The following is a 20,999-nucleotide window of genomic DNA, read 5'->3' as shown; positions in this document are numbered from 1 at the left end:
TCGGAAGATCAGCAGGCGGATTAGGCTCACAGCATGAGTCTTCCCTTCACCCTGCTGATCGATCCGGTTTCCGTGGACTCGGAGCGCATTTCCTTCGATGACACGTTCCACGAGATGGATTCGGCGGCCCCCGCCCTGCGGGTGGGGGAGCTCAGTGCCCAGCGTGGCGACGGCATCTTTGAAACGCTCAGCGTGGTGAACGGGCATCCGCAGGAGGTTGAGCCGCACATTGCCCGGCTGCGCGACTCCGCGGAGATCTGCGACCTGCCGGTGCCCAATCCGGCCCAGTGGCGTGCAGCGATCGCCTACGCCGTGGCCCGGCTTCCTCAGCAGGGGGAACTGGCCCTCAAATTTGTGCTGAGTCGCGGTGTGGAGTCCGGCCCGGCACCCACGGCGTGGCTGCATGCCACTCGGGCTGCAGATTTTGGTGCCGTGCGGGCCACGGGCGTGCGTGTGGTCACTCTGGACCGCGGGTACCCGCGCGGGGTGGCTGAGCGAGCACCGTGGCTGCTGATGGGTGCTAAAACACTCAGCTACGCCATCAACATGGCGGCCCTGCGGGAGGCGACACGTCGCGGTGCCGACGACACGATCTTTGTCACCACCGACGGCTATGTCATGGAGGGCCCCACGTCGAGCGTCATTGTGCGTATCGACGGTGTGTACGTGACGCCCGCGCCGAACGGCGCCATTCTGCACGGCACCACGCAGCAGAGCCTGTTCGAATACCTTCGTGCGCAGGGTGTGCCGGTGGAGTATCGCGATGTGACGCTCAGCGAACTACGTGAAGCGGATGCCTCCTGGCTCGTCTCCAGCGTACGTCTCGCCGTGTCCGTCACAACGCTGGACGGCGCGCCGATGCGCACGGACTTCGCCGTGTCGAATGAGTTCAACAGCTACCTGCTGGGTCGCACGGACAACTAAGGGCCCCGGCGGCGCCCCCTCGCTCGCTGGTCGGCGTCTCGAGATCGTCTCACGGGGTCTCGACTGCTCGTGACCTCGCGCTCGACCAGCGGAGGGGGGCGCGACCCTCCCGCTGGTCGAGGAGCGCGCATGCTCTTCGCGCGCGTCTCGAGACCTCGCAACCGAGTCTCGGGATCGTCTCGCGGGGTCTCGACTGCTCGTGCCCTCGCGCTCGACCAGCGGAGGGGGGTCGCGACGGTCTCGCTGGTCGAGGAGCGCGCATGCTTTTCGCGCGCGTCTCGACGCTTCTATGGGAGTTGTCAAGCTGTTGAGGTCTTTTTTGATGATGTTTCGTGAGTCGTGTGGCGTGTTTTTGGGCGCGTGAGGGTGGCGGGCGGGCCGTCGAAGATGGCCTGTCCGCTGGGCGGTGGTGTCGTTTTAGGTGGTGTGGTTATCGAGGACGCGGAACAGGTGCCGGGCGATGTAGCGTTTCAGGACGCGTTGGATCTCTTTGGGTGTCTTGCCTTCCTTCGTCCGTTTCTCGACGTAGGCGGCGGTCGCCGGGTCGTGGTGGTAGCGGTAGAACGTGGTGACCCAGATGGCGGTGTTGAGCGCCCGGTCGCCACCGCGGTGCAGACGGTAGCGGATGGTGTTGCCCGATGACGCGGGGATGGGCGCGATGCCCGCGAAGCGGGCGAACGCGGCCTCGGAGCGGATGCGTCCCTGGTGCGACCACGACACGATCAGCTGCGCGGCGACGATCGCGCCGACGCCGTGCTCAAGCAGCAGGTAGGGGGCGAGGGCTTTCACGTGCTTGAGGAGGCCCTTCTCGTTCGCCGTGAGCTCGGCTTGACGGCTGAGGATCTCTCGCGCTTCGCGGGCAGCCTCGGCGCGGATGGTGACCATGCCGACGTCATCGTTTCGATGGGCGCGCCAGGCTGCGACGACTTTGATTTGCTCGGCTGTGAGGGCCAGGCGAACGTCCAGGCCGAAGCCGTACCCGCGCAGCAGCGCTGTGAGGCGGTTGTTGGAGGCGCTGTGGGCCTTCTTGAGGGCGGCGCGCGCGGTCAGTAGCACCGTCAAGGCTGCGTGGTGCCCAGCGTGGTTGCGGGGCGTGATGAGGTGCTCCATTGGCAGGGTGAGGGCGTAGCGGGCGGCGTGCTCTGCGTCGATGGGGTCGGTTTTGCCGGCCCGGCGAACGCCGCGCTTGGGCGGCCTGGTTTCGGTGACGCGCACGCCGGCGGCCGTCAGGAGGTCGCAGAACTGGGCTCCGTAGGACCCGGTGCCCTCCATGGCCACCAAAACCGGCCCTGTTGTTTCGCGTTCGATCCACGCCTGAGCCCGTTTGAGTCCGGGCGGAGTTGTCGGGAATGTTTGCGCGGTGCCGTGTTTCCCGCCCAGATGGTCGAGGGCGACCAGCGTGTGTGTCTTGGCATGGGTATCCACCCCGATGACATAACTGAACTGCTGTGAGACCATGGTCACGATAACTCCTTCGATGGGTGTTATGTCGTGCCGGTCTGGGGTTCCTCGGAGAACATCTCTGTAATGAGTCACGACCCTGTTGGGGGTACGGACAGGCTTCTAATCAAGTCACTCTGAGGGTCACAGGCCGGCCTGATTCGATGCGTGGAGCGGACATGTCGAGACGAAGACACCTCCGTGAAGAGAGTCAGAGACCAAAAGAGTCACGCAACCCACACGAATCAAGACCAGCCTGCCAGCTGATAACCAGACCAGCTATAACCATTACAGAGACCTCGTGACCGAGTCTCGAGTTCGTCTCGCGGGGTCTCGACTCGGTTGTCGAGCTTGTCGAGACACGACCAGCGGAGGGGGCGCGACCGGCGGAGCGCGACCAGCGGAGGGGGCTCGACCGGCGGAGCGGAGCGGAGGGGGCGCGACCGGCGGAGCGGAGCGAAGGGCGAGCGCAGGGGGACGGCGGGCGGGCGGTTTAGCCGAAGCGACCGGAGACGTAGTCTTCGGTCGACTGCTCCGTGGGGTTGGAGAAGATCGTCGTGGTGTCGTTGTACTCGATGAGCTTGCCCGGCTTGCCGGTGCCAGCGATGTTGAAGAACGCCGTGCGGTCAGACACGCGGGAGGCCTGCTGCATGTTGTGTGTGACGATGACGATCGTGTACTGCGCCTTCATCTCCTCGATCAGGTCCTCAATGGCGAGGGTGGATATCGGGTCGAGAGCCGAGCAGGGCTCGTCCATCAAGATCACGTCGGGGGCCACGGCAATGGCGCGTGCGATGCACAGACGCTGCTGCTGGCCGCCGGAGAGACCCGAACCGGGACGGTCCAGGCGGTCCTTGACCTCGTTCCAGAGGTTGGCGCCGCGCAGTGACTGCTCGGTGAGCGCGTCGGCATCGCTCTTGCTCATGCGACGGTTATTGAGCTTCACGCCGGCCAGAACGTTGTCCTGAATCGACATGGTGGGGAACGGGTTGGGGCGCTGAAACACCATCCCGACCTGGCGGCGCACAAGCACCGGGTCGACGCCCGGACCGTACAGGTTGTTTCCGTCGATCAGAACCTCACCCTCCACGCGCGCGCCGGGAATAACCTCGTGCATGCGGTTGAGGGTGCGAATGAACGTGGACTTACCGCAACCGCTGGGACCGATCAGGGCCGTCACCGTGCGCGGCTCAATGACGAGAGAGACTCCCTCGACCGCCAAAAACTTGCTGTAATAAACGTTTAGGTCGTTGACCTCAATGCGCTTGGACATCAGTCCCTTTCACGGGTTGGTACAGAAAAAAGTTAGCGGCTGAATTTGGGGGAGAAGATTTTGGCAATCAGACGCGCGAGGCCGTTCAGCACCATCACAATGGCAATCAGCGTCAGTGCGCCGGCCCACGCGCGGTCAACGTAAGCCTGAAAATCGGCTCCCTGGTTCATGTATTGCGTGTACACGAACACCGGCAGGGTCATCATCCGTTCGCTGAAAAGATCGTAGTTCATGCTCGAGGTGAACCCCGCAATAATCAACAGCGGGGCGGTTTCACCAATCACGCGAGCAATGGACAGCATGATTCCGGTGACGATTCCCGCAATAGATGTGGGCAGCACCACCTTGAGAACGGTTAGCCACTTCGGCACCCCGAGCGCATACGCGGCCTCACGCAGCTCGTTGGGCACCAGCTTGAGCATTTCCTCGCTCGAGCGCACGACCACCGGAAGCATCAGCACGGTGAGCGCAATGGCACCACCGAAGCCAAAACGGATGCCGGGGTCGTCGAAGAGCAGAGCAAACAGTGCAAAGGCGAAAAGACCCGCAACGATCGACGGGATGCCTGTCATCACGTCGACGAAGAATGTGATGCCCTTGGCGAGTCGGCCGCGACCGTACTCAACCAGGTAGATGGCGGCGAGCAGCCCGATGGGTACCGAAATCAAAGTGGCTGTGCCCGTGATGAGGAGCGTTCCCATGACGGCGTGCAGGGCACCGCCACCCTCGCCGACAACGTTGCGCTGTGACGACGTGAAGAAGGTGGGTGTCAGTGCGCCGGGGAGGCCGTTGATCACCGTGGTACCCACGAGGGATATCAGCGGGATCAGGGCAATGATGAACGCGCCGGTGACGAGTGCCGTCACGAGGCGGTCGGTGGCCTTACGGCTGCCCTCAACCGCCCTTGAGAAGATGTACACGGCGATGCAGAAGAGCACGGCACCGAAGATGAGGGTGCCCACAAAATTGAAACCGTCGGTGGCGCCCGACACGTTGAGCACCACGAAGAATGACCCGGTCACAGCCCAACTGGCAAGCAACAGCCACAGCGGGGAATTCTTGGGCAGCTTGCCCGCTGTGAGCGAGTTGCTGAGGGGGCGGGCAGTGGTGGTGCTCATCAGTTCGCTCCGGAGAAGGCCTTGCGGCGGTTGATGACGACGCGAGCCGCCATGTTCACGATGAGGGTGACCACAAAAAGTACGAGGCCGGTGGCGAGCAGAATATTCACACCGATGCCGTTCGATTCGGGAAAGTTCAGCGCAATGTTCGCGGCGATGGTGGTGGGGTTCTGGGAAGTGAGCAGCTGAAAAATCACTTGAGGGCTCGGGGAGAGCACCATGGCCACGGCCATTGTCTCTCCGAGGGCCCGGCCAAGACCGAGCATGGCAGCCGAGATGATGCCGGCGCGACCGAACGGGAGCACAGCCATCCTGATCATTTCCCAGCGCGTGGCGCCGAGGGCCAGTGCGGCCTCCTCGTGCAGGAGCGGTGTTTGCAGAAAGATTTCGCGGCAGATGGCGGTGATGATGGGCAGAATCATCACGGCGAGCACGATGGCCACGGTGAAAATGGTGCGTCCGGTTCCGGAGACCGGACCCTCAAAGAACACCATCCAGCCAAACCAGTCCACAAGAGTGCCGTAGAAGGGCTGGAGGAGGGGGGCCAGGACACCGATACCCCAGAGGCCAAACACCACCGACGGCACGGCGGCGAGCAGGTCAATGATGTACCCGAGGCCCTGAGCGAGCCGGCGCGGGGCATAGTGCGAGATGAAAAGGGCGATTCCAATCGCGATCGGAATGGCCATCAGTAGGGCCAGTGCGGCCGACCAAAGCGTTCCGAAGACGAAGGGGCCCACATACGACCAGAAGTTGGTGATGTCCCCGCCGAATTCGTCCGCCGGAGCGGTAAAGGCGGGGATGCTTTCCGCCAGCAGAAAGATGGCGACCAGGGCCAGCACGGCGAGAATGAGGCTTCCCGCCACGACGGTGGCTCCGGAGAAGATTCGATCGCCCGGCCGCTGTCTGGCCTTGATTGTTGTTGCGGCAACTTCGGTCGTCATGCCGGGCATCTCCCTGAATCTGTGGTGGAACCTGTCGAAGAGGTGCGGCTGAGAAAATGGCCGATAACCTCAGTTTGCCCGGTCGACCCTCGCATACAAAATGCGAAGTCCGACCGGGCAGCTGTGTGGAATGTATTTTTACTTGATGGTTTCGATAACGGCGGTGACCTTGTCCTGGAGTTCGGTGGACAGCGGCGCGGCACCAGCATTGTCGGCGGCCTCGGCCTGTCCTTCAGCACTGGCCATGAAGCCAACGTAGGCCTTCACGAGTTCGGCCGAGGCAGCGTCAGCATACTCGGTGCACACAACGGCGTAGCTCACGAGCACGAGGGGGTACTCTGCCGGGTTGGTGGTGGTGCGGTTGAGGTCCAGCGCGAGGTCGTTGGCTTCGCGGCCTTCAACGGCCGGTGAACCGGCAACGACCTCGGCGGCGGCTTCGGCGGTGTACTGCACGAACTCGTCACCGACCTTGAGCTTGGCGACTCCGAGATCGCCGGCCTGCGACGCGTCGGCGTAACCGATGGTGCCCACGCCGTTGGTGACAGCGGCAACAACACCGGAGGTGCCCTGAGCGCCCTCACCGGACTGGTACGGGAACGGGTCGGCGGCCTTTTCGGTCCACACATCGGGGGCGTTCTGGTTGAGGTAGTCCGTGAAGTTCTTCGTGGTACCCGAGTCATCTGAGCGGTGCACAGCCGCGATCGCCGTGGACGGCAGGGTGGCGTCGGGGTTCAGCGCCACGATTGCGGCGTCGTCCCACGTGGTGATGTCGCCCTTGAAGATCTGCGCAAGAGTGGTGGCATCCACGTTAAGGTCGGTGACACCCTCAACGTTGAAGATCACGGCGATCGGCGAGATGTAGACGGGAAGGTTGACTCCCTTGGTGCCCGTGGCACAGGAGCCGAAGTCTCCGGCGAGTTCTTCCTCGCTGAGGTAGGAGTCAGAACCGGCGAATGCGGAGCCGCCGGCAATGAAGGCTTCGCGACCGGCGCCGGAGCCGGAGGGGTCATAGTTGATCGTGACGCCGGAGTTGGCCGTCTGGAACGAGGCGATCCAGGCTTCCTGCGCGGCCTGCTGCGACGAGGCGCCACCGGCATTCAGTGTGCCGGTCAGTCCGCTGTCGGAGGCGGTGTCGGATGAACCGGTTCCGCCTTCGTTTGCTGCGCAGGATGACAGGGCGAGTGCTGCAACGATGGCGATGACCGCGGGCCGGCCAAGACGCTTAAAATTCACGATGTTCCCTTTCAGGGCAGTTCGGGTGCAAAACAGAACAGTGCTGGGTGCGGGTCGGTGACGACCCACAGCCGAATATAGGCACGTAGATTAACGGGACACCCTCGCGAAGATGAACGGCAGGTGAACGGGTGACACCTACAAGTGGGGTATGTGGTGCTCGATGGCAATGATGCCGGCGCTCGGATTCTCGCTGGAGAGATGCACGATCGAGAACGCCCCCGTCTCCAGGGCCGCCGCATCCGCCAGTTCCGCGTTCATTGTGCTGCCGGTGGCGAGCCCAATTTCGCGCAGAATTTCGGGTAGCACGGGGCCGTGACTGCAGAGGACGGCGGTCTTGCGGGAGCGCACCCGCTTACCGATCACGGCACGCACATCCGCTTCACCGCATTCGAGGGCGTCCTGGCTAATGAGATCGGTCTGTTTGATGGTGATGCCGGTGGCCGCGGCCAGCGGCGCGACCGTGGTGACACAGCGTGTAGCCGTGCTGGAGATGATGCGGAGCGGGTTCCAGGCCGTGATGATGTCGACGACGCTGGCGGCCTGGCGCACTCCACGTTCCGTAAGCGGACGCTTGCTGTCGGGACCCAGGCCGGTGCGGGGGACCGCTTTGCCGTGCCGAAGAGCGATGAGTGCGAAGGTACGGGTGATGCCGGCGTCCACGAGCGCGGAAAATGTCTCGAGAATATCCACGTCGGCCGGGTAGCTCAGATAGGTGCGGGCCTTCTTGATGGTGACCCACTCAATGGCGGCCACCTCGCCGTTAGGAACAAAGGTGGATCGCTGAATTGCTTCGGGGGTGATCTCGGCGGCCCAATAGTGCACAATCTTGGTGCGGCCGTCAGGCATGTCGTAGTTGGAGATGCCGAGCGGAACTCCGAGCGCCACGTCGAGCCCCGTCTCCTCCTGCACCTCACGCACCGCCGTGCGTGGCAGTGACTCGCCGGGATCAACCTTGCCCTTGGGGATGGTGACATCCCCGTGCACCGTGCGATGAATGAGCAGCACGTGCATGCGTCCGTCGATGAGACGCCAGCACACGGCGCCGGCAGCATAGATTGCCGTTCCGCTCATCGACGCGTGCCCGGACGCTTGCGCTGGCTGATCTGCTGCATGAGGCGGTTTTGCATGTCGTCGAGGGGGGCGCCGGCAGCGTCCCGGTCGTGCCTTGTCCAGTGACCTGTTTCATCCAGCCACCACGATGAGGTTCGTTCGTTCAGTGCCCGTTCGAACAGCCCCTCGATCTCCTGAAGGTGTTCCGGGTCCACGAGACGCACCAGCGCTTCCACCCGTCGGTCGAGGTTGCGATGCATCATGTCGGCGCTGCCGATATATACCTGCGTGTCGCCGAGGTTGTGGAAGGAGAAAATGCGCGAGTGTTCAAGGTAGCGACCCAGAATGGAGCGCACGCGAATGTTCTCGCTCATGCCGGGAACGTTGGGCTTCAGGCTGCAAATACCGCGCACCCACACGTCCACATGCACACCGGCCTGGCTCGCACGGTAAAGAGCATCGATGATGTCCTCGTCAACCATGGAGTTCACCTTGATGCGGATGCCGCTGGTTGCGCCGGCCAGAGCGTTCGCGGTCTCGGTGGCGATGTGCTTGAGCAGCCCGCGGCGCAGGTGCAGCGGAGCCACGAGGAGCCGCTTAAACTTCTTCTCGATGGCATAGCCTGACAGCTCGTTGAAGAGCCGGGTGAGGTCTTTGCCCACCTGAGGGTCGGCCGTGAGCAGACCGAGGTCTTCGTAGATGCGGCTGGTCTTCGGGTTGTAATTACCGGTACCAATGTGGCTGTAGTGACGCAGAACACCCTTTTCGTAGCGCACTACGAGGGCAAGCTTGCAGTGCGTCTTGAGTCCCACGAGACCGTACACCACGTGCACGCCGGCCTTTTCGAGCTTGCGCGCCCAGGTGATGTTGGCCTGTTCGTCAAAGCGGGCCTTGATCTCGACTAGAGCGAGGACCTGCTTGCCCGCATCCGCAGCGGCAATGAGGGCCTCCACGATGGGGCTGTCGCCCGAGGTGCGATACAGGGTCTGTTTGATGGCCAGTACGTTCGGGTCGGCCGCGGCCTGCTCCAGGAACGCCTGCACGCTCGTGGCGAAAGACTCGTACGGGTGGTGCAGCAGCACATCGGCATGAGCGATCGCGCTGAAGATGTCGGGATCGGCGCTGGACTCGGCGGGCAGCAGTGCGGCCGCTGTCGTGGGCACATGCTTGGCGAAGTGCAGGTCCGGACGGTCGATGCGCAGGTCAAAGAGGCCGCCCAGGTCGAGCGGTGCCGGGAGGTGGTACACCTCCTGCTCGGTGACATCGAGTTCACGCACGAGCAACCCGAGGGTGACGTCGTCCATGTCTTCGGTGACCTCAAGACGAATGGGCGGGCCAAAGCGGCGTCGCAGCAGTTCCTTCTCGAGCGCCTTGATGAGGTTCTCGGTTTCGTCCTCGTCGATCTCCACGTCCTCATTGCGGGTGACCCGAAAGACGTGGTGCTCGAGAATTTCCATGCCGGGGAACAGATCGCCGAGCTGGTTGGCGATCAGATCTTCCAGGGCGATGAAACGCAGACTATTCACGGACTCGCTGCGGTCGACGCGCACAAAACGCGGCAGCATGGGCGGTACTTTCAGCCGGGCAAATTCCTGCTTGCCGGTCTTCGAGTTGCGCACCCGCACGGCGAGATTGAGAGAGAGCCCGGAGATGTAGGGGAACGGATGCGCCGGGTCGACCGCCAGGGGCATCAAGACCGGGAAGATCTGGTTGGAGAAATACGTGCGCAGGGAGCGTCGATCGTCGTCGCCGAGACTCTGCCAGTCCACCACGTCGATGCCGGACTCGGCGAGAGCAGGACGCACCAGCTCCTGAAAAGCGAGGGCGTGCCGAGCCTGTAGAGCATGCGCCTGGGTGGAAATGTCACTCAGCACGTCGGTGGCCGCGCGACCCACATTGGTGGGCACGGCGAGGCCGGTGAGAATGCGACGTTTGAGGCCGGCGACGCGCACCATGAAAAACTCGTCGAGGTTGCTGGCAAAAATGGCGAGAAAGTTGGCCCGTTCCAGAACCGGAAGGGACGGATCCTCCGCCAGCTCGAGCACCCGCTGGTTGAAGGCCAGCCAACTGAGCTCCCGATCAAGGTAGCGGTCGCTGGGGAGCGCCGGATCTGTCTTGCCAAAGAGCGGGTCGAAGTCGTCGTCAAAATCATTGCCGAGACCGGAATCCGCCTGAGTTATTTCGCCGTCCATTTGACTATCCTTCCAGCTTCCACCCCGACCGGTCGACGATCTGAGTGAACATCTTCTTAAACAGGCAGGCGGCGGTATTGCACGTCCACGGTGTGATCGCTGAAGCCCAGCGATCGATACAGGTGAACGGGCCCCGCGCTATCGGCTTCAACGTAGAGCGACGCGGTGATGCAGCCTCGGTGAGCGAGGCGTGCGAGACCGGCCTGCATCAGTGTTCGGCCTAGGCCCGCACCCGCTGTGGCGGGGTGAACGCCCAGAACATAGATCTCGCCCACATCGCCCTCCACCTTGAGCCAGTTATACCCCACCATCTGAGAATGCAGGTCGCGGGCGATCAGAAAGTCGTCGGCCACAAACCAGTCCTCCGCCTGCCGGTCGCGCAGGTCGGCCTCGGTGACCCCGCCCTGTTCCGGGTGCCCGGCAAACACAAGGGCGTTCAGTCTTACCCACTCGGCCGCGTCACGCTGGGGCTGAAACGCGTCGATCACAAAGCCGTCAGGCAGCGGATGCGCCGACTGCGGCCCCAGGGGCATGCGAAGTTCGAGGAGCGTACGAACAGCCTCGAACCCGCTGTGTGCGGCAAGCGCGCGTGCTCCCGGGTGGTCTCCGTGCGACCACGCGGTCAGATCGCCCTCAAGATCCCCCAGCAGCGTGTCGAGGGCGGCTCGTCCGTAACCGTTTTGCCGGGCGTCCGGCGCCACCACGAGGTCGATCTCGCCGCCGCCGCCCACTGCCGCGCCAACCGGAGTGTCGGCGTTCAGCAGGAGATACCCGGTGCGCTTCTTCGCCCGCAGGTCGAACAGGGTCTGTTCATTGAACGGTTCATAACCGTCGAAGACATGAGCGGCGGCCGCAATCGCCTGGAACGCCGCGAGAGCCGCGGCATCCGCTGGATCAAATTTTTGAAGGTGCATTCACCTATGCTCGCACCGAGTTGGGCACACGTTCGTCATCGGTCTCGTGCACATTAAAGCGATACCCCACGTTGCGCACGGTGCCAATGAGGGATTCCTGATCGCCGAGCTTCGCACGCAGCCGGCGCACGTGCACGTCTACGGTGCGCGTGCCACCGAAGTAGTCGTAGCCCCACACCTCACTGAGCAGCTGTTCGCGGGTGAAAACACGCGACGGGTGAGCTGCGAGAAAGCGCAGCAGCTCGAACTCCTTATAGGTAAGGTCGAGCGGTTTGCCGTGTACCTTGGCCGAATAACTCGCCTCATCAATGACGACCCCGGCCGCGCGGATTGTGGGGGAGGGTTCGTTGCGAGACACGCGCCCGGCATTCAGTCGAATGCGCGCGTCAACTTCGGCCGGACCGGCTGTCTCGAGCACCACGTCATCGACACCCCAGTCGGGACTCACCGCGGCGAGTCCCCCTTCCGTGATGACAAGAAGCAGCGGAACGGTCAGTCCCATGGTGCGCAGAATCTGGCAGAGCGACTTGGCACCAGCCAGGTTGGTGCGGGCGTCGACAACAAGAACGTCCGAATCCGGGGCGCTGATGAGTTGGTCAGCGGACGCAGGAATGACACGCGTGCTGTGGGAAAGTAGCGCCAGGGCAGGGAGAACATCCGTGTTGACCGCCGAGGTCAGGATCAACAACTGCAATCGGGGCCTCCAGGTATCTTGAGCGTTATCCTACAGTGCGCCGCAATTGCTCGGCGGCAGGGCACAATAGAACGGTGAGTGGGCACTGGAGATCTATTGCGGCAGTCTGGGTACTGGCCGTTATCGGCGCTACCCTCACCGGGTTGACGGCACCAGCGGGCGAAACGCTCGCCTGGGTGGGGCTCACCATGGTGGGTTGCACCCTCATCACACTCTTCCTGCAACTGGCTACCGGTCAGAAAGAGGGCTACGTGGTTCGCGTCACCGCGAGCATCGTGGGCGCCGTCATCGTGCTGAGTGTTGCGACCCTGGTGTTTGCGCTCCTTCACCTCTCGTAGACCGCTGTCCTGGGGGTACCCGCTCGCACGGTGGGCGGTGAGATCGACCGCTAGACTGTGGGCATGTCGCTGCTCGCAATTGAAATCTTCTTTCTGGGTCTTCTCGGCCTGGCCAGCTTGGCTATCTTCTGGGTCTCTGGCCTGGTTGTCTTCAAACTCTTCCGGGGGCAGCGGTAGCCTTCGTGCGTGAGCTTCCGGTTGGCTTGCCCTCCGAACTCGTTCCCCTGTCGTGGCTCTTGGGCGTCTGGGAAGGTTCCGGCGTGCTGGAATACCAGATCGGTGATCAGTCCGTGAGCCGTACCTTCGGCCATCGCATCAGTTTCAGCCACGACGGGCTTCCGTACCTGAACTACAACTCGTATACCTGGCTCGAACCGGAACCCGGCGCCGAGAGCACGGAGAAGACGCCGCTCGCCACCGAAACCGGCTACTGGCGACTCAGCCGCCCTCAGCTCGCGGCCGATCCCGGCCCCGGGCTTCTGCCGGGCCTCGATGATCGGCCATACTCCACGACGAATGCCGTCGAATCTCTGCGGAACGCCGCCGGTGGCTTCGATATTGAGGTTGTTCTCGTGCACCCGGGTGGTGTGGCAGAGCTGTATCTCGGCCAGGTAAAGGGTCCACGTATCGACCTGGCAACGGATGCCGTTGTACGCACCGCGGGTGCCAAGGCCTATTCGGCTGCCACGCGCATGTACGGCCTTGTTGACAATCACCTGCTCTGGGCTTGGGATATCGCTGCTCTTGGGCAGAAACTGCGCACCCATGCCTCCGGACGCCTCGGCCGGGCTGAATAACCACGCACTCGTGCACCCGTCGGTGCACTCGAATTCATCAGCTGCATGCACCGGGTCGACGGGACCCGGGCAGAATTGAGTCTCATGACCAGCCCAGTGCTTTCCCCCCTGCTCAGCCTTGACGGAGCCGTTCAGGCCGAAGGTATCGACGCCGGCGTTGCAGCCCACTATGGCAACCCCATGATTGAACAGCGCTCGCTTCTGGCCGGGCGAGCACTCGTCGATTTGTCCCATCACGGTGTCTTGGCGGTGTCGGGACCGGACCGCCTCACCTGGCTGAACTCCATCGCGAGTCAGGAACTGCGCAGCCTCGCCCCGGGGGAGTCCACCGAGACACTGCTGCTCGATCCGAGCGGTCGGCTCGAGTACGCCATTCGGGTTCTGGATGACGGCGTGCAGGCGTGGCTTCTGGTCGAAGCCGACGAACTCCCGGGGCTCCAGGCCTTCCTCGACAAGATGAAGTTCACCCTGCGCGTGCAGATTGTGGACTTCACCCTCAGCTACGCCGCGATCGGTACCATGGCAACCGACCCGGCTGAGGTGCTAGGCGCCTTGGGAGCGCCGGTCACCGCTCCAAACGGGTCCCCACTGCTCTGGACCGACCCCTGGGTGAGCGTGGCCCGGGGCGGGTACCAATACGCCGAAACCCCTGAGCACCCCGGAGCATCGTGGCACTGGGCGGAGGCCCTGGTGCCGCGGTCGTCTCTGCCCGCGCTCGCCGTAAGCCTGGCGGCGCAGCCCGCCACCGGAACCGTACCCGCCGGTTTGATTGCGCTCGAAGCCCTGCGCATCGCCGCCTGGCGCCCGCGTCGCGCCATGGAGGTTGACGATAAGACCCTCCCGCACGAGCTGGATTGGCTGCGCACGGCCGTTCACCTCAACAAGGGGTGCTACCGCGGGCAGGAAACCGTTGCCAAGGTGCACAACCTCGGTCATCCGCCACGCCGCCTGGTGATGCTGCACCTGGACGGGTCGGAGGGCGTGCTGCCCGTGCACGGTGATCCGGTGCAGGCCGACCGCCGTCGACCGACCGCGCTCACGAGTACGCCGTCGGTCTCCGACGACGCCGGCGTCCCCGCGCCTTCTGCCGAGCCGGCCGGCGACACCGAGCGCGTCACCGTGGGCACCATTACCTCGAGCGCCATCCACTATGAACTCGGCCCGATCGCGCTCGCCGTGGTGAAGCGAACGATACCGGCAGCATCCACTCTGTATGTATCGTCGCAGGATGTGTCTATTTCGGCGGCGCAGGAGATTATTGTGCCGCAATCGGCGGGATCCGTCGCGGAGATTCCGCGGTTGCCTCGCCTCGGCGTGCGCACACCCCGGCCCTGATTCGGGTTGCTGCCCCTACTCGGTAGAGTGGGGGCATGAGCGCCCCCTATACCCTCGTCCTTCTCCGTCACGGTCAAAGCACCTGGAATCAGCAGAACCTGTTCACCGGTTGGGTCGACGTTCGACTCAGCGAGCAGGGTGTCACGGAAGCCAAGCGCGCCGGTCAGCTGCTGGCCCAGGCCAACCTGCTCCCCGATGTGCAGCACACCAGTCTGCTCAGCCGCGCGATTCAGACCGCTAACCTCGCTCTGGAAGAGGCCGACCGTCTCTGGATTCCGGTGAAGCGGTCGTGGCGCCTGAACGAGCGCCACTATGGTGCGCTGCAGGGCCTCGACAAGGCCGAGACGCTCACCAAGTATGGTCAGGAGCAGTTCATGCTCTGGCGCCGCTCTTTCGACACCCCGCCGCCGGTTCTCGCCGACGATAACGAGTGGTCTCAGGCTGGCGACCCGCGCTATGCCGGCATCACCGACGAGTTGCCGCGCACCGAATGCCTGAAAGACGTTGTTGAGCGGATGCTTCCCTACTGGGAATCCGACATCTCCAACGACCTGCGCACCGGCCAGACCGTGCTCGTGACCGCGCACGGAAACTCCCTGCGCGCCCTCGTGAAGCACCTGGATGGAATCAGCGACGCCGATATTGCCGAACTCAACATCCCGACGGGCATTCCGCTGGTGTACCGACTCGGCGAAGACCTGATGCCGCTCGGCCCGGGCGAGTACCTCGACCCGGCCGCAGCCGCAGCCGGTGCCGCCGCCGTCGCCGCGCAAGGAAAGAAGTAGGGTCCGCTGCACAGACATAACGAAGGCCCCGTCACCAGGTGACGGGGCCTTCGTTATGTATCGCTGTTAGGACGCGTGGATGTCCTCGTGCCAGGCACCGGTGCCGAGGTACTGCACCTTTTTGGCGATAGACACGGCGTGGTCTGCAAAACGCTCGTGATACCGGCTGGCGAGAGTCGCGTCGACGGTGTCGGCGGCGAGACCCTTCCAGCTGTCGCTGAGTACGGCCTCGAAAACGCTCAGGTGCAGAGCGTCAACCTTGTCGTCTTCATTGCGGATCGCTTCGGCGAGCTTCAGGTCCTCCGTGGTGAGGAGTTCCGCCAGCATCTTGGAGATGATGACGTCGTGTGCGCCCATGGCCGCGAACGTGCTCCGCAGCCCCTTGGGAATGACCTTGTCTGGAAAGCGGTACCGGGCGAGCTGCGCGATGTGGGTGGACAGGTCGCCCATGCGCTCCAGAGAGGCGCTGATGCGCAGGGCGCTCACCACGATGCGCAGGTCACGGGCTACCGGCTGCTGGCGGGCAAGAATGGTGATGGCGAGCTCATCGAGCTCAGCAGTGAGCTCATCGATCTTCTCGTCCTCGGTAATGGCCTCTTCGGCCAGGCTCACGTCGGACTCGTTGAACGAGCGGGTGGCTTTGTCGATGGAGATGACGACAAGCCGAGCGATCTCCACGAGGCGCGACTGCACCTCGGCAAGTTCCGATTGAAATACTTCACGCATAGATTTGGTCCTTTCTCAGGCGCCGGGCGCCGTGGGCATCAGACCTGTACTGGACCCCGACGTAGTGTGCCTCACTCAAGTGAACAACAGGTGCCGGGCACTTGAACTTCTCCTAAAGTACAGGGTCTAGGCACGGAGTGCTGCGTTTATGACGCCGGAGACCCCGGTAATCTGGCTATATGCAATCGACATGGCTGGTGCTGGTGTCACTGGCGCTCGGGCTCGGAGTCGGTGCCGGGTTCATGGCCCTTCTGCAGGTGGCCGAACATCACGGTCGCCGCGCGGCCGATGTGGTGAACGCCGTGGTTCCCGACGGAATAGACCAGATGCTCGACGCACTCGAATCAGCCGGCATTGTGCTCGACCCGTCAAATAACGTGATCAAGACATCTGCTGCGGCCCTCACCATGGGCCTCGTGTTCAAGTCGCAGCTCGTGCACGCGGAGCTCGTGGAGTTGGCTCAGCTCGTGCGCCGAACTGGTGAACCCATCTCCAAGGACCTGGTGCTCTCGCGCGGTCCTTTCAGCGATGGGAGCCTGCGGTATCGCGTGCGCCTGGCCCGCCTCGGCACCCGCTATGTTTTGATCCTGGCCGAGGATCGCACCGAGTCCTTCCGGCTGGATGAAGTACGCCGGGACTTTGTGGCCAACATCAGCCACGAACTCAAGACCCCCATTGCCTCGGTCGGCCTTCTCGCGGAGGCGCTCAATCAGGCAGCCGATGAACCGGCTCAGGTGCGCCGATTTGCGAACCGGCTCACGACCGAATCGGCGCGGCTCGGCCGGCTCACTCAGGAGATTATTGAGCTCTCCCGGCTTCAGGCGAAGGACGCCCTGGCAACGCCGGAGTACCTCAACGTTGACGAGATTGTCGCCGCAGCCGTAGACCAGAGCCGGGTGGTGGCCGAGGCCGAGCACATCACTATTGCCGTGGGCAAAAAGTCCGGCGCACACGTGTACGGAGACGAGAAGCTGCTGATCGTTGCGGTGCACAACCTCGTCTCCAATGCGGTCAACTACTCGCAACCGGGGTCTCGGGTGGGAGTGGGCGTGCGCAAACACAAGCATGTCATCGAGATCGTCGTGACCGATCAGGGCATCGGCATCGCCCCGAACGATATTGATCGGGTCTTCGAACGGTTCTTCCGAGTTGACCAAGCACGCTCGCGGCACACCGGTGGCACCGGTCTGGGCCTATCCATCGTGAAGCACGTGGTGCAAAACCACGGCGGCGACATTCGCCTCTGGTCCCAGCCGGGGCAGGGCTCCACGTTCACCATCCGACTTCCCGAGGCCGCGAAACCGAGCGCCGTTTCGGGCGCCCCTGCGGCGAACACCCAGCGTTAGAACCCACCCAGCGTTAGAACCCACCCAGTGATAGGACAGACCCAGTGATACGCATCCTTTTGGTCGAAGACGAGAGCGCGCTCAGTGAGCCGCTGAGCTTCCTGCTGGAACGCGAGGGCTACGAGATCACCGTGGCTGAAGATGGGCCCAGTGCGATCGCGGAATTTGATCGCAACGGAACTGACCTCATTCTGCTTGACCTCATGTTGCCCGGGATTCCGGGCACGGAGGTGTGCCGTGAGATTCGCGTTCGCTCCGCGGTTCCCATCATTATGGTGACGGCCAAAGACTCCGAAGTCGACGTCGTGGTGGGCCTCGAACTGGGTGCCGACGACTACGTGACCAAGCCGTACTCCAGCCGTGAGCTGCTGGCGCGCATCCGTGCCGTCCTGCGCCGGCACACGGAGCAGGACGACGAGAGCGATGACTCTGTGCTCGAAGCGGGCACGGTGCGAATGGACCTCGAGCGCCACAGCGTCTCCGTATCGGGCGATGTCGTGAACATGCCCCTCAAGGAATTTGAACTATTGGAGTTCCTGCTGCGTAACGCTGGGCGCGTACTCACCCGCGGTCAGCTCATCGACCGGGTCTGGGGCACCGACTACTTTGGTGACACGAAAACGCTCGACGTGCATATCAAGCGCATCCGGTCTCGCATCGAGGTGATTCCCTCGAACCCCACGATGTTGGTGACCGTGCGCGGCCTGGGCTACCGCTTTGAGGCCTGACCAGCGCACCTATCTGGGCAGGAGCGCAATCCAGTTCTGACCGTAGTCGGCGCTGGCCATCACGCCTCGGTCATCGCTGACCAGAATCCACGGGGACTGCCCGCCAACGACGGTAAGCGCTTCCACGATGCCCTGCGTTGTTCCGCCGGAGATCCACGGGCCCTCCGCTGTGGAATGCCAGACGTTGCCCTGGGTGTCCACCCCGACGATGTCGGTTTCGGTTGATGCTGTCGCCGCGTCGACGAGGTAGAGGGCGGGCGCTCCGATAGCCGGAGCGAACGTCTGTGCGGCGTCGTCGCTCACCATGAGTCCCGCAGCCGTTGTCGCGAACACCCGTGCGGGATTGCCGGGATCGGTCGTGAGGTCCCGCATCTGCAGCGCCGCACCGTCGATCCAGGTCGTGCCTGACGTATCGCTCACCCGAATGGTGCCACGCTCGGCGTCGTAACCGTAGATCCGCAGTTCCCCCGACGGCAGGGGGGCGGCGGCGAGGTCATGGAAGTCCGTCTCGCCGCGCAGCGACACGGTATCCCATGTTTCAGCGCCGTCGGTGCTGCTGATCAAACCAAGGTTGGCGGGGCTCAGGCTCGGTTCCTCGGCGGGATCGGGATGGCCTGAGCCCAGTAGCAGGCCTGTCTCTGTCACGAGGAAACCCATGGTGTCCTGGGCACGGCCCGCAATGGGCTGTGTCTCCTCCCCGCCGCTCGTGTCGGGCGTACCGTTTCCATAGGTGTCGGGGAGTTCTTCTGTCGACAGGAGCCAGACACCATGGTGAGTTGCCGCGTAGGTGCGGCCGGTGGTCGGATCATAACCCAGCCCGTGCACGTGCTCAAAGGTAGCTCCAGCGTTGGTGGCGGGCGATGTGGCCGCCGCCGAGCATCCGCTCAGGAGAAGCGCAAGACTCGCAGCACCCGCGGCCAGGCGCCAGCGCGGTCGAAACGCGGGCGAGCTAACCAAGGAGAACCCCCCGCAGAGTCATGAATGACACCGGATCGACCTGCGTGTCGTTGATCCGAGTTTCGAAGTGCACGTGGCAGCCGCTCGAGGCTCCCGTACTACCGACCACGGCGATTTTCTCGCCCGCCGTGACGGTTTGCCCCTTACTCACCAGGACTCTGCTGTTGTGGGCATATCCGGTCTGGATTCCGTCTCCATGGTCGATGAGAACCCAGTTGCCATAGGAACCCAAGTACCCGGCCTGCACGACGGTGCCGGACGTCACGGCGGACACCGGCTTTCCGCACGTGGCCGCGATGTCGGTGCCGTTGTGGAAATCACCCACCCCCGAAACCGGCTTGTTCGGCCGGGCGCCATAGGGCGACGAGATGCCACCGACCACGGGAAATGTCCAGCCTTGGCTGCTGAGTCGATTTGTCGTCACGCTGGTGGGCGCGACGAATTGTGGCGTTTCGGTCACCGTATAGCCATCGCGCTGCGGTGACTTCGTTGCGCTCGCGCTGATCGTGACCGACTGAGTCGCCAGCGATTCGTCAGCGGATGTTGGTGGCGTGGCAAATGAGGACGTCGATGTAGCCGCCATGGCCGAATTTGCAGCTACCGCCGGCAGGGCCGTTGCCACCGTGAGAAACCCCACTGCGGTCATGGCCGTGACAGCAAAGATTCGCCGACCCACGGGCGGCCGGCCACGTCGCGGGGAAACTGTACGTTCCGCCCGCGCCGGGCGAACTGAAGGCCGAGCTGCCGAAGCGCTCTGCCGTTCCGATTCACGAACGGCCCGTCTCGTGAGTGGCGCCGTCTGGGGTTGTGTGTCGTTGTTCGTCACCGGGTCACGCACGAGTCTCTGGCCGAGAGCGAAACGTGGGGATGAGGGAGGTGTGGGGCATTGAACTTTCCAAGATGGTTGCAGGCGCACGGGCCGGTCTCACCCGCAGGGGGGTGAGACCCGGCAGGTGCGCGGGATGCGTTTGAGTCAGATGGTGTGGTTAGAGGGACGCCAGGAGTTCCTTCATGACCGCGATCTCGTCGGTCTGCGTCTTGATGATGGCGGTGGCCATCTCTTTCGCATCCACGTTTGTGCCGTCGTCGAGTTCGAGCTGAGCCATCTGGATCGCGCCCTCGTGGTGCATCGTCATCTGCTCCAGGAAGAGCGTTCCCGCCTCGGTGCCGGTAGCGGAGTCGAGGGCATCCATATCGTCCTGCGACATCATGCCGCTCATTCCCTCATCCATGCCGCTCATTCCCGACATGTCCGATGATGAGCTTGTGCTCTCGGCTCCCCACGTGCTCAGCCACTCGGTCAACTGGGCAATTTCCGGCTCCTGTGCAGCCTTGATCTGGGTGGCCAGATCGAGCACCTGCTGATCGATGCCGTCCTTGGCAAGGAGGACGTCACTCATCTCGACGGCCTGTTCGTGGTGGGGGAGCATTCCCTGCGCAAACGACACGTCCGCATCGTTGAAGGAAGCGGATGCGCTGGTGCTTGGTGCGTCCGCGCCCGAGGGCGATGCGGTGGAGCAGGCGCTGAGCGTTGCGGCGGCGGCAATAGCGACGCCGATAAGCAGGTATTTACGTGATGCGAACATGATTCTTCCATTCATTGTCAAAGTGCACTTCTGGACCGGGCGCCACGACTGTGGCGCGCGCGCGAACGGGCCGCGCGGTGCGGTCGGTTTAGGTGCGACTGACGCAGAGAACCGTGAGAGACGGCAGGTAGATGTGATGACGCAGTTCCGCAAGCCGCTGCACAACACGTTGGCCCCGGTGCAGAACGCGAGAACGTCGTGTCGGAGACCGCGCCACAAGGGTGAGCGTGATGACCACGGCGAGAATCAGGCAGGTGAGCGCCATCAGGCAGTGCTCGGCTGCACACTGGGCACCACACTGCAGCAGGGGAGCCGCGTGGCTGCCGGCAATCGTGGCTATCCCGACGCCCGTGGCTGTGGCGGCGCTCGCGACACTGTCATGCAGATGGTGACCAGACACCATGGTGGAGGTCAGCGAAGCATCGGGGGAGTCTGACATGGAATGAATAGCCAGCAGACCCATCAGCACGGCGCCGACGGCGACAATCACGATCAGCAATCGCCGCAGTGGCAATGTTCGTGGGGAGGGTGTGGTGTTCTGAAGCGCATTCACGACCGACTCATCCTCCACTCCCTCGACATACTTTTTAACAGTACAACTCTCATCTTGTGTGTT

At 63.4% G+C, this 20,999-nt stretch carries 21 protein-coding genes; 7 read left to right on the top strand and 14 right to left on the bottom strand.

Translation table 11 applies throughout. The annotated features are described in order from the left end of the window. Window positions 1–33 precede the first annotated feature (33 nt). The gene (locus H4V99_RS13080) at window positions 34–924 is read left to right on the top strand and encodes an aminodeoxychorismate lyase (RefSeq protein ID WP_280678980.1); all 891 of its coding nucleotides are present in this window, start codon (window positions 34–36) and stop codon (window positions 922–924) included. A 417-nt stretch (window positions 925–1,341) separates the two neighbouring features. Here the strand turns inward: H4V99_RS13080 and H4V99_RS13075 are convergent, their stop codons facing one another. The 9 genes from H4V99_RS13075 to H4V99_RS13035 all read right to left on the bottom strand — a co-directional run bounded on the left by H4V99_RS13075 (window position 1,342) and on the right by H4V99_RS13035 (window position 11,785). Then, window positions 1,342–2,382, bottom strand: a complete 1,041-nt coding sequence (locus H4V99_RS13075) for an IS110 family transposase (RefSeq protein WP_280680121.1) — start codon at window positions 2,380–2,382, stop codon at window positions 1,342–1,344. A gap of 475 nt (window positions 2,383–2,857) precedes the next feature. Next, window positions 2,858–3,637, bottom strand: a complete 780-nt coding sequence (gene pstB / locus H4V99_RS13070; protein WP_280678978.1) for a phosphate ABC transporter ATP-binding protein PstB — start codon at window positions 3,635–3,637, stop codon at window positions 2,858–2,860. A gap of 32 nt (window positions 3,638–3,669) precedes the next feature. Further along, window positions 3,670–4,755, bottom strand: coding sequence for a phosphate ABC transporter permease PstA (gene pstA / locus H4V99_RS13065; RefSeq protein ID WP_280678976.1), 1,086 nt, complete (start codon window positions 4,753–4,755; stop codon window positions 3,670–3,672). After that, window positions 4,755–5,699 carry a phosphate ABC transporter permease subunit PstC gene (gene pstC / locus H4V99_RS13060; protein WP_280678973.1) on the bottom strand — a complete coding sequence of 315 codons (945 nt, stop codon included), beginning with the start codon at window positions 5,697–5,699 and terminating at the stop codon, window positions 4,755–4,757. The genes pstA and pstC overlap by 1 nt, the downstream gene beginning before the upstream one ends. A 138-nt stretch (window positions 5,700–5,837) precedes the next feature. Continuing rightward, window positions 5,838–6,932, bottom strand: a complete 1,095-nt coding sequence (gene pstS / locus H4V99_RS13055; protein ID WP_280678971.1) for a phosphate ABC transporter substrate-binding protein PstS — start codon at window positions 6,930–6,932, stop codon at window positions 5,838–5,840. A gap of 138 nt (window positions 6,933–7,070) precedes the next feature. Further along, entirely contained in the window at window positions 7,071–8,006 is a 936-nt protein-coding gene (locus tag H4V99_RS13050) for an NUDIX hydrolase (protein WP_280678969.1), read from the bottom strand. Next, window positions 8,003–10,177 carry an RNA degradosome polyphosphate kinase gene (locus H4V99_RS13045; protein WP_280678967.1) on the bottom strand — a complete coding sequence of 725 codons (2,175 nt, stop codon included), beginning with the start codon at window positions 10,175–10,177 and terminating at the stop codon, window positions 8,003–8,005. The genes H4V99_RS13050 and H4V99_RS13045 overlap by 4 nt, the downstream gene beginning before the upstream one ends. Before the next feature lie 56 nt (window positions 10,178–10,233). Further along, window positions 10,234–11,091, bottom strand: coding sequence for a mycothiol synthase (gene mshD / locus H4V99_RS13040; RefSeq protein ID WP_280678964.1), 858 nt, complete (start codon window positions 11,089–11,091; stop codon window positions 10,234–10,236). 4 nt (window positions 11,092–11,095) lie between these two features. Next, entirely contained in the window at window positions 11,096–11,785 is a 690-nt protein-coding gene (locus tag H4V99_RS13035) for a response regulator transcription factor (RefSeq protein ID WP_280678962.1), read from the bottom strand. 74 nt (window positions 11,786–11,859) lie between these two features. On the opposite strand from H4V99_RS13035, the gene H4V99_RS13030 reads away from it, so the two are divergent. From H4V99_RS13030 to H4V99_RS13015, 4 genes are all read left to right on the top strand, one after another. Continuing rightward, window positions 11,860–12,123: a hypothetical protein gene (locus H4V99_RS13030; protein ID WP_280678960.1), complete on the top strand. Its 264-nt coding sequence runs from the start codon at window positions 11,860–11,862 to the stop codon at window positions 12,121–12,123. 182 nt (window positions 12,124–12,305) lie between these two features. After that, entirely contained in the window at window positions 12,306–12,920 is a 615-nt protein-coding gene (locus H4V99_RS13025) for an FABP family protein (protein ID WP_280678959.1), read from the top strand. Between the two features lie 84 nt (window positions 12,921–13,004). Further along, window positions 13,005–14,255, top strand: coding sequence for a folate-binding protein (locus tag H4V99_RS13020; RefSeq protein ID WP_280678957.1), 1,251 nt, complete (start codon window positions 13,005–13,007; stop codon window positions 14,253–14,255). Between the two features lie 35 nt (window positions 14,256–14,290). Next, entirely contained in the window at window positions 14,291–15,040 is a 750-nt protein-coding gene (locus tag H4V99_RS13015) for a phosphoglyceromutase (RefSeq protein ID WP_280678955.1), read from the top strand. A 66-nt stretch (window positions 15,041–15,106) separates the two neighbouring features. Here H4V99_RS13015 and phoU read toward each other — a convergent pair whose 3' ends face one another. Next, the gene (gene phoU / locus H4V99_RS13010) at window positions 15,107–15,766 is read right to left on the bottom strand and encodes a phosphate signaling complex protein PhoU (protein ID WP_280678953.1); all 660 of its coding nucleotides are present in this window, start codon (window positions 15,764–15,766) and stop codon (window positions 15,107–15,109) included. 179 nt (window positions 15,767–15,945) lie between these two features. On the opposite strand from phoU, the gene H4V99_RS13005 reads away from it, so the two are divergent. Both H4V99_RS13005 and H4V99_RS13000 read left to right on the top strand, forming a co-directional pair. After that, entirely contained in the window at window positions 15,946–17,112 is a 1,167-nt protein-coding gene (locus H4V99_RS13005; protein WP_280678951.1) for an ATP-binding protein, read from the top strand. A gap of 44 nt (window positions 17,113–17,156) precedes the next feature. Continuing rightward, a complete protein-coding gene (locus tag H4V99_RS13000) occupies window positions 17,157–17,840 on the top strand; it encodes a response regulator transcription factor (RefSeq protein WP_280678949.1) in 684 nt (227 codons plus the stop codon). Between the two features lie 9 nt (window positions 17,841–17,849). Here H4V99_RS13000 and H4V99_RS12995 read toward each other — a convergent pair whose 3' ends face one another. The 4 genes from H4V99_RS12995 to H4V99_RS12980 all read right to left on the bottom strand — a co-directional run bounded on the left by H4V99_RS12995 (window position 17,850) and on the right by H4V99_RS12980 (window position 20,936). After that, a complete protein-coding gene (locus H4V99_RS12995; RefSeq protein ID WP_280678947.1) occupies window positions 17,850–18,797 on the bottom strand; it encodes a hypothetical protein in 948 nt (315 codons plus the stop codon). After that, entirely contained in the window at window positions 18,790–19,443 is a 654-nt protein-coding gene (locus H4V99_RS12990; RefSeq protein WP_280678945.1) for a M23 family metallopeptidase, read from the bottom strand. The genes H4V99_RS12995 and H4V99_RS12990 overlap by 8 nt, the downstream gene beginning before the upstream one ends. 340 nt (window positions 19,444–19,783) lie before the next feature. Then, a complete protein-coding gene (locus tag H4V99_RS12985; RefSeq protein ID WP_280678943.1) occupies window positions 19,784–20,383 on the bottom strand; it encodes a DUF305 domain-containing protein in 600 nt (199 codons plus the stop codon). Window positions 20,384–20,471: 88 nt separating this feature from the next. Then, window positions 20,472–20,936 (bottom strand): hypothetical protein, encoded by a 465-nt coding sequence (locus H4V99_RS12980; RefSeq protein WP_280678941.1) that lies wholly within the window; start codon window positions 20,934–20,936, stop codon window positions 20,472–20,474. Window positions 20,937–20,999 lie beyond the last annotated feature (63 nt).

Source organism: Cryobacterium sp. CG_9.6 (assembly GCF_029893365.1).
Classification (GTDB): Bacteria; Actinomycetota; Actinomycetes; order Actinomycetales; family Microbacteriaceae; genus Cryobacterium.
Note: the sequence above shows the minus strand (reverse complement) of the source record. Positions and strands in the feature narration are given on the sequence as shown.

Coding starts and splice junctions, on each gene's coding strand:
- H4V99_RS13080 (WP_280678980.1), top strand. CDS start 34: ATGAGTCTTCCCTTCACCCTGCTGATCGATCCGGTTTCCGTGGACTCG.
- H4V99_RS13075 (WP_280680121.1), bottom strand. CDS start 2,382: ATGGTCTCACAGCAGTTCAGTTATGTCATCGGGGTGGATACCCATGCC.
- pstB (WP_280678978.1), bottom strand. CDS start 3,637: ATGTCCAAGCGCATTGAGGTCAACGACCTAAACGTTTATTACAGCAAG.
- pstA (WP_280678976.1), bottom strand. CDS start 4,755: ATGAGCACCACCACTGCCCGCCCCCTCAGCAACTCGCTCACAGCGGGC.
- pstC (WP_280678973.1), bottom strand. CDS start 5,699: ATGACGACCGAAGTTGCCGCAACAACAATCAAGGCCAGACAGCGGCCG.
- H4V99_RS13050 (WP_280678969.1), bottom strand. CDS start 8,006: ATGAGCGGAACGGCAATCTATGCTGCCGGCGCCGTGTGCTGGCGTCTC.
- H4V99_RS13045 (WP_280678967.1), bottom strand. CDS start 10,177: ATGGACGGCGAAATAACTCAGGCGGATTCCGGTCTCGGCAATGATTTT.
- mshD (WP_280678964.1), bottom strand. CDS start 11,091: ATGCACCTTCAAAAATTTGATCCAGCGGATGCCGCGGCTCTCGCGGCG.
- H4V99_RS13020 (WP_280678957.1), top strand. CDS start 13,005: ATGACCAGCCCAGTGCTTTCCCCCCTGCTCAGCCTTGACGGAGCCGTT.
- H4V99_RS13015 (WP_280678955.1), top strand. CDS start 14,291: ATGAGCGCCCCCTATACCCTCGTCCTTCTCCGTCACGGTCAAAGCACC.
- phoU (WP_280678953.1), bottom strand. CDS start 15,766: ATGCGTGAAGTATTTCAATCGGAACTTGCCGAGGTGCAGTCGCGCCTC.
- H4V99_RS13005 (WP_280678951.1), top strand. CDS start 15,946: ATGCAATCGACATGGCTGGTGCTGGTGTCACTGGCGCTCGGGCTCGGA.
- H4V99_RS12990 (WP_280678945.1), bottom strand. CDS start 19,443: ATGACCGCAGTGGGGTTTCTCACGGTGGCAACGGCCCTGCCGGCGGTA.
- H4V99_RS12985 (WP_280678943.1), bottom strand. CDS start 20,383: ATGTTCGCATCACGTAAATACCTGCTTATCGGCGTCGCTATTGCCGCC.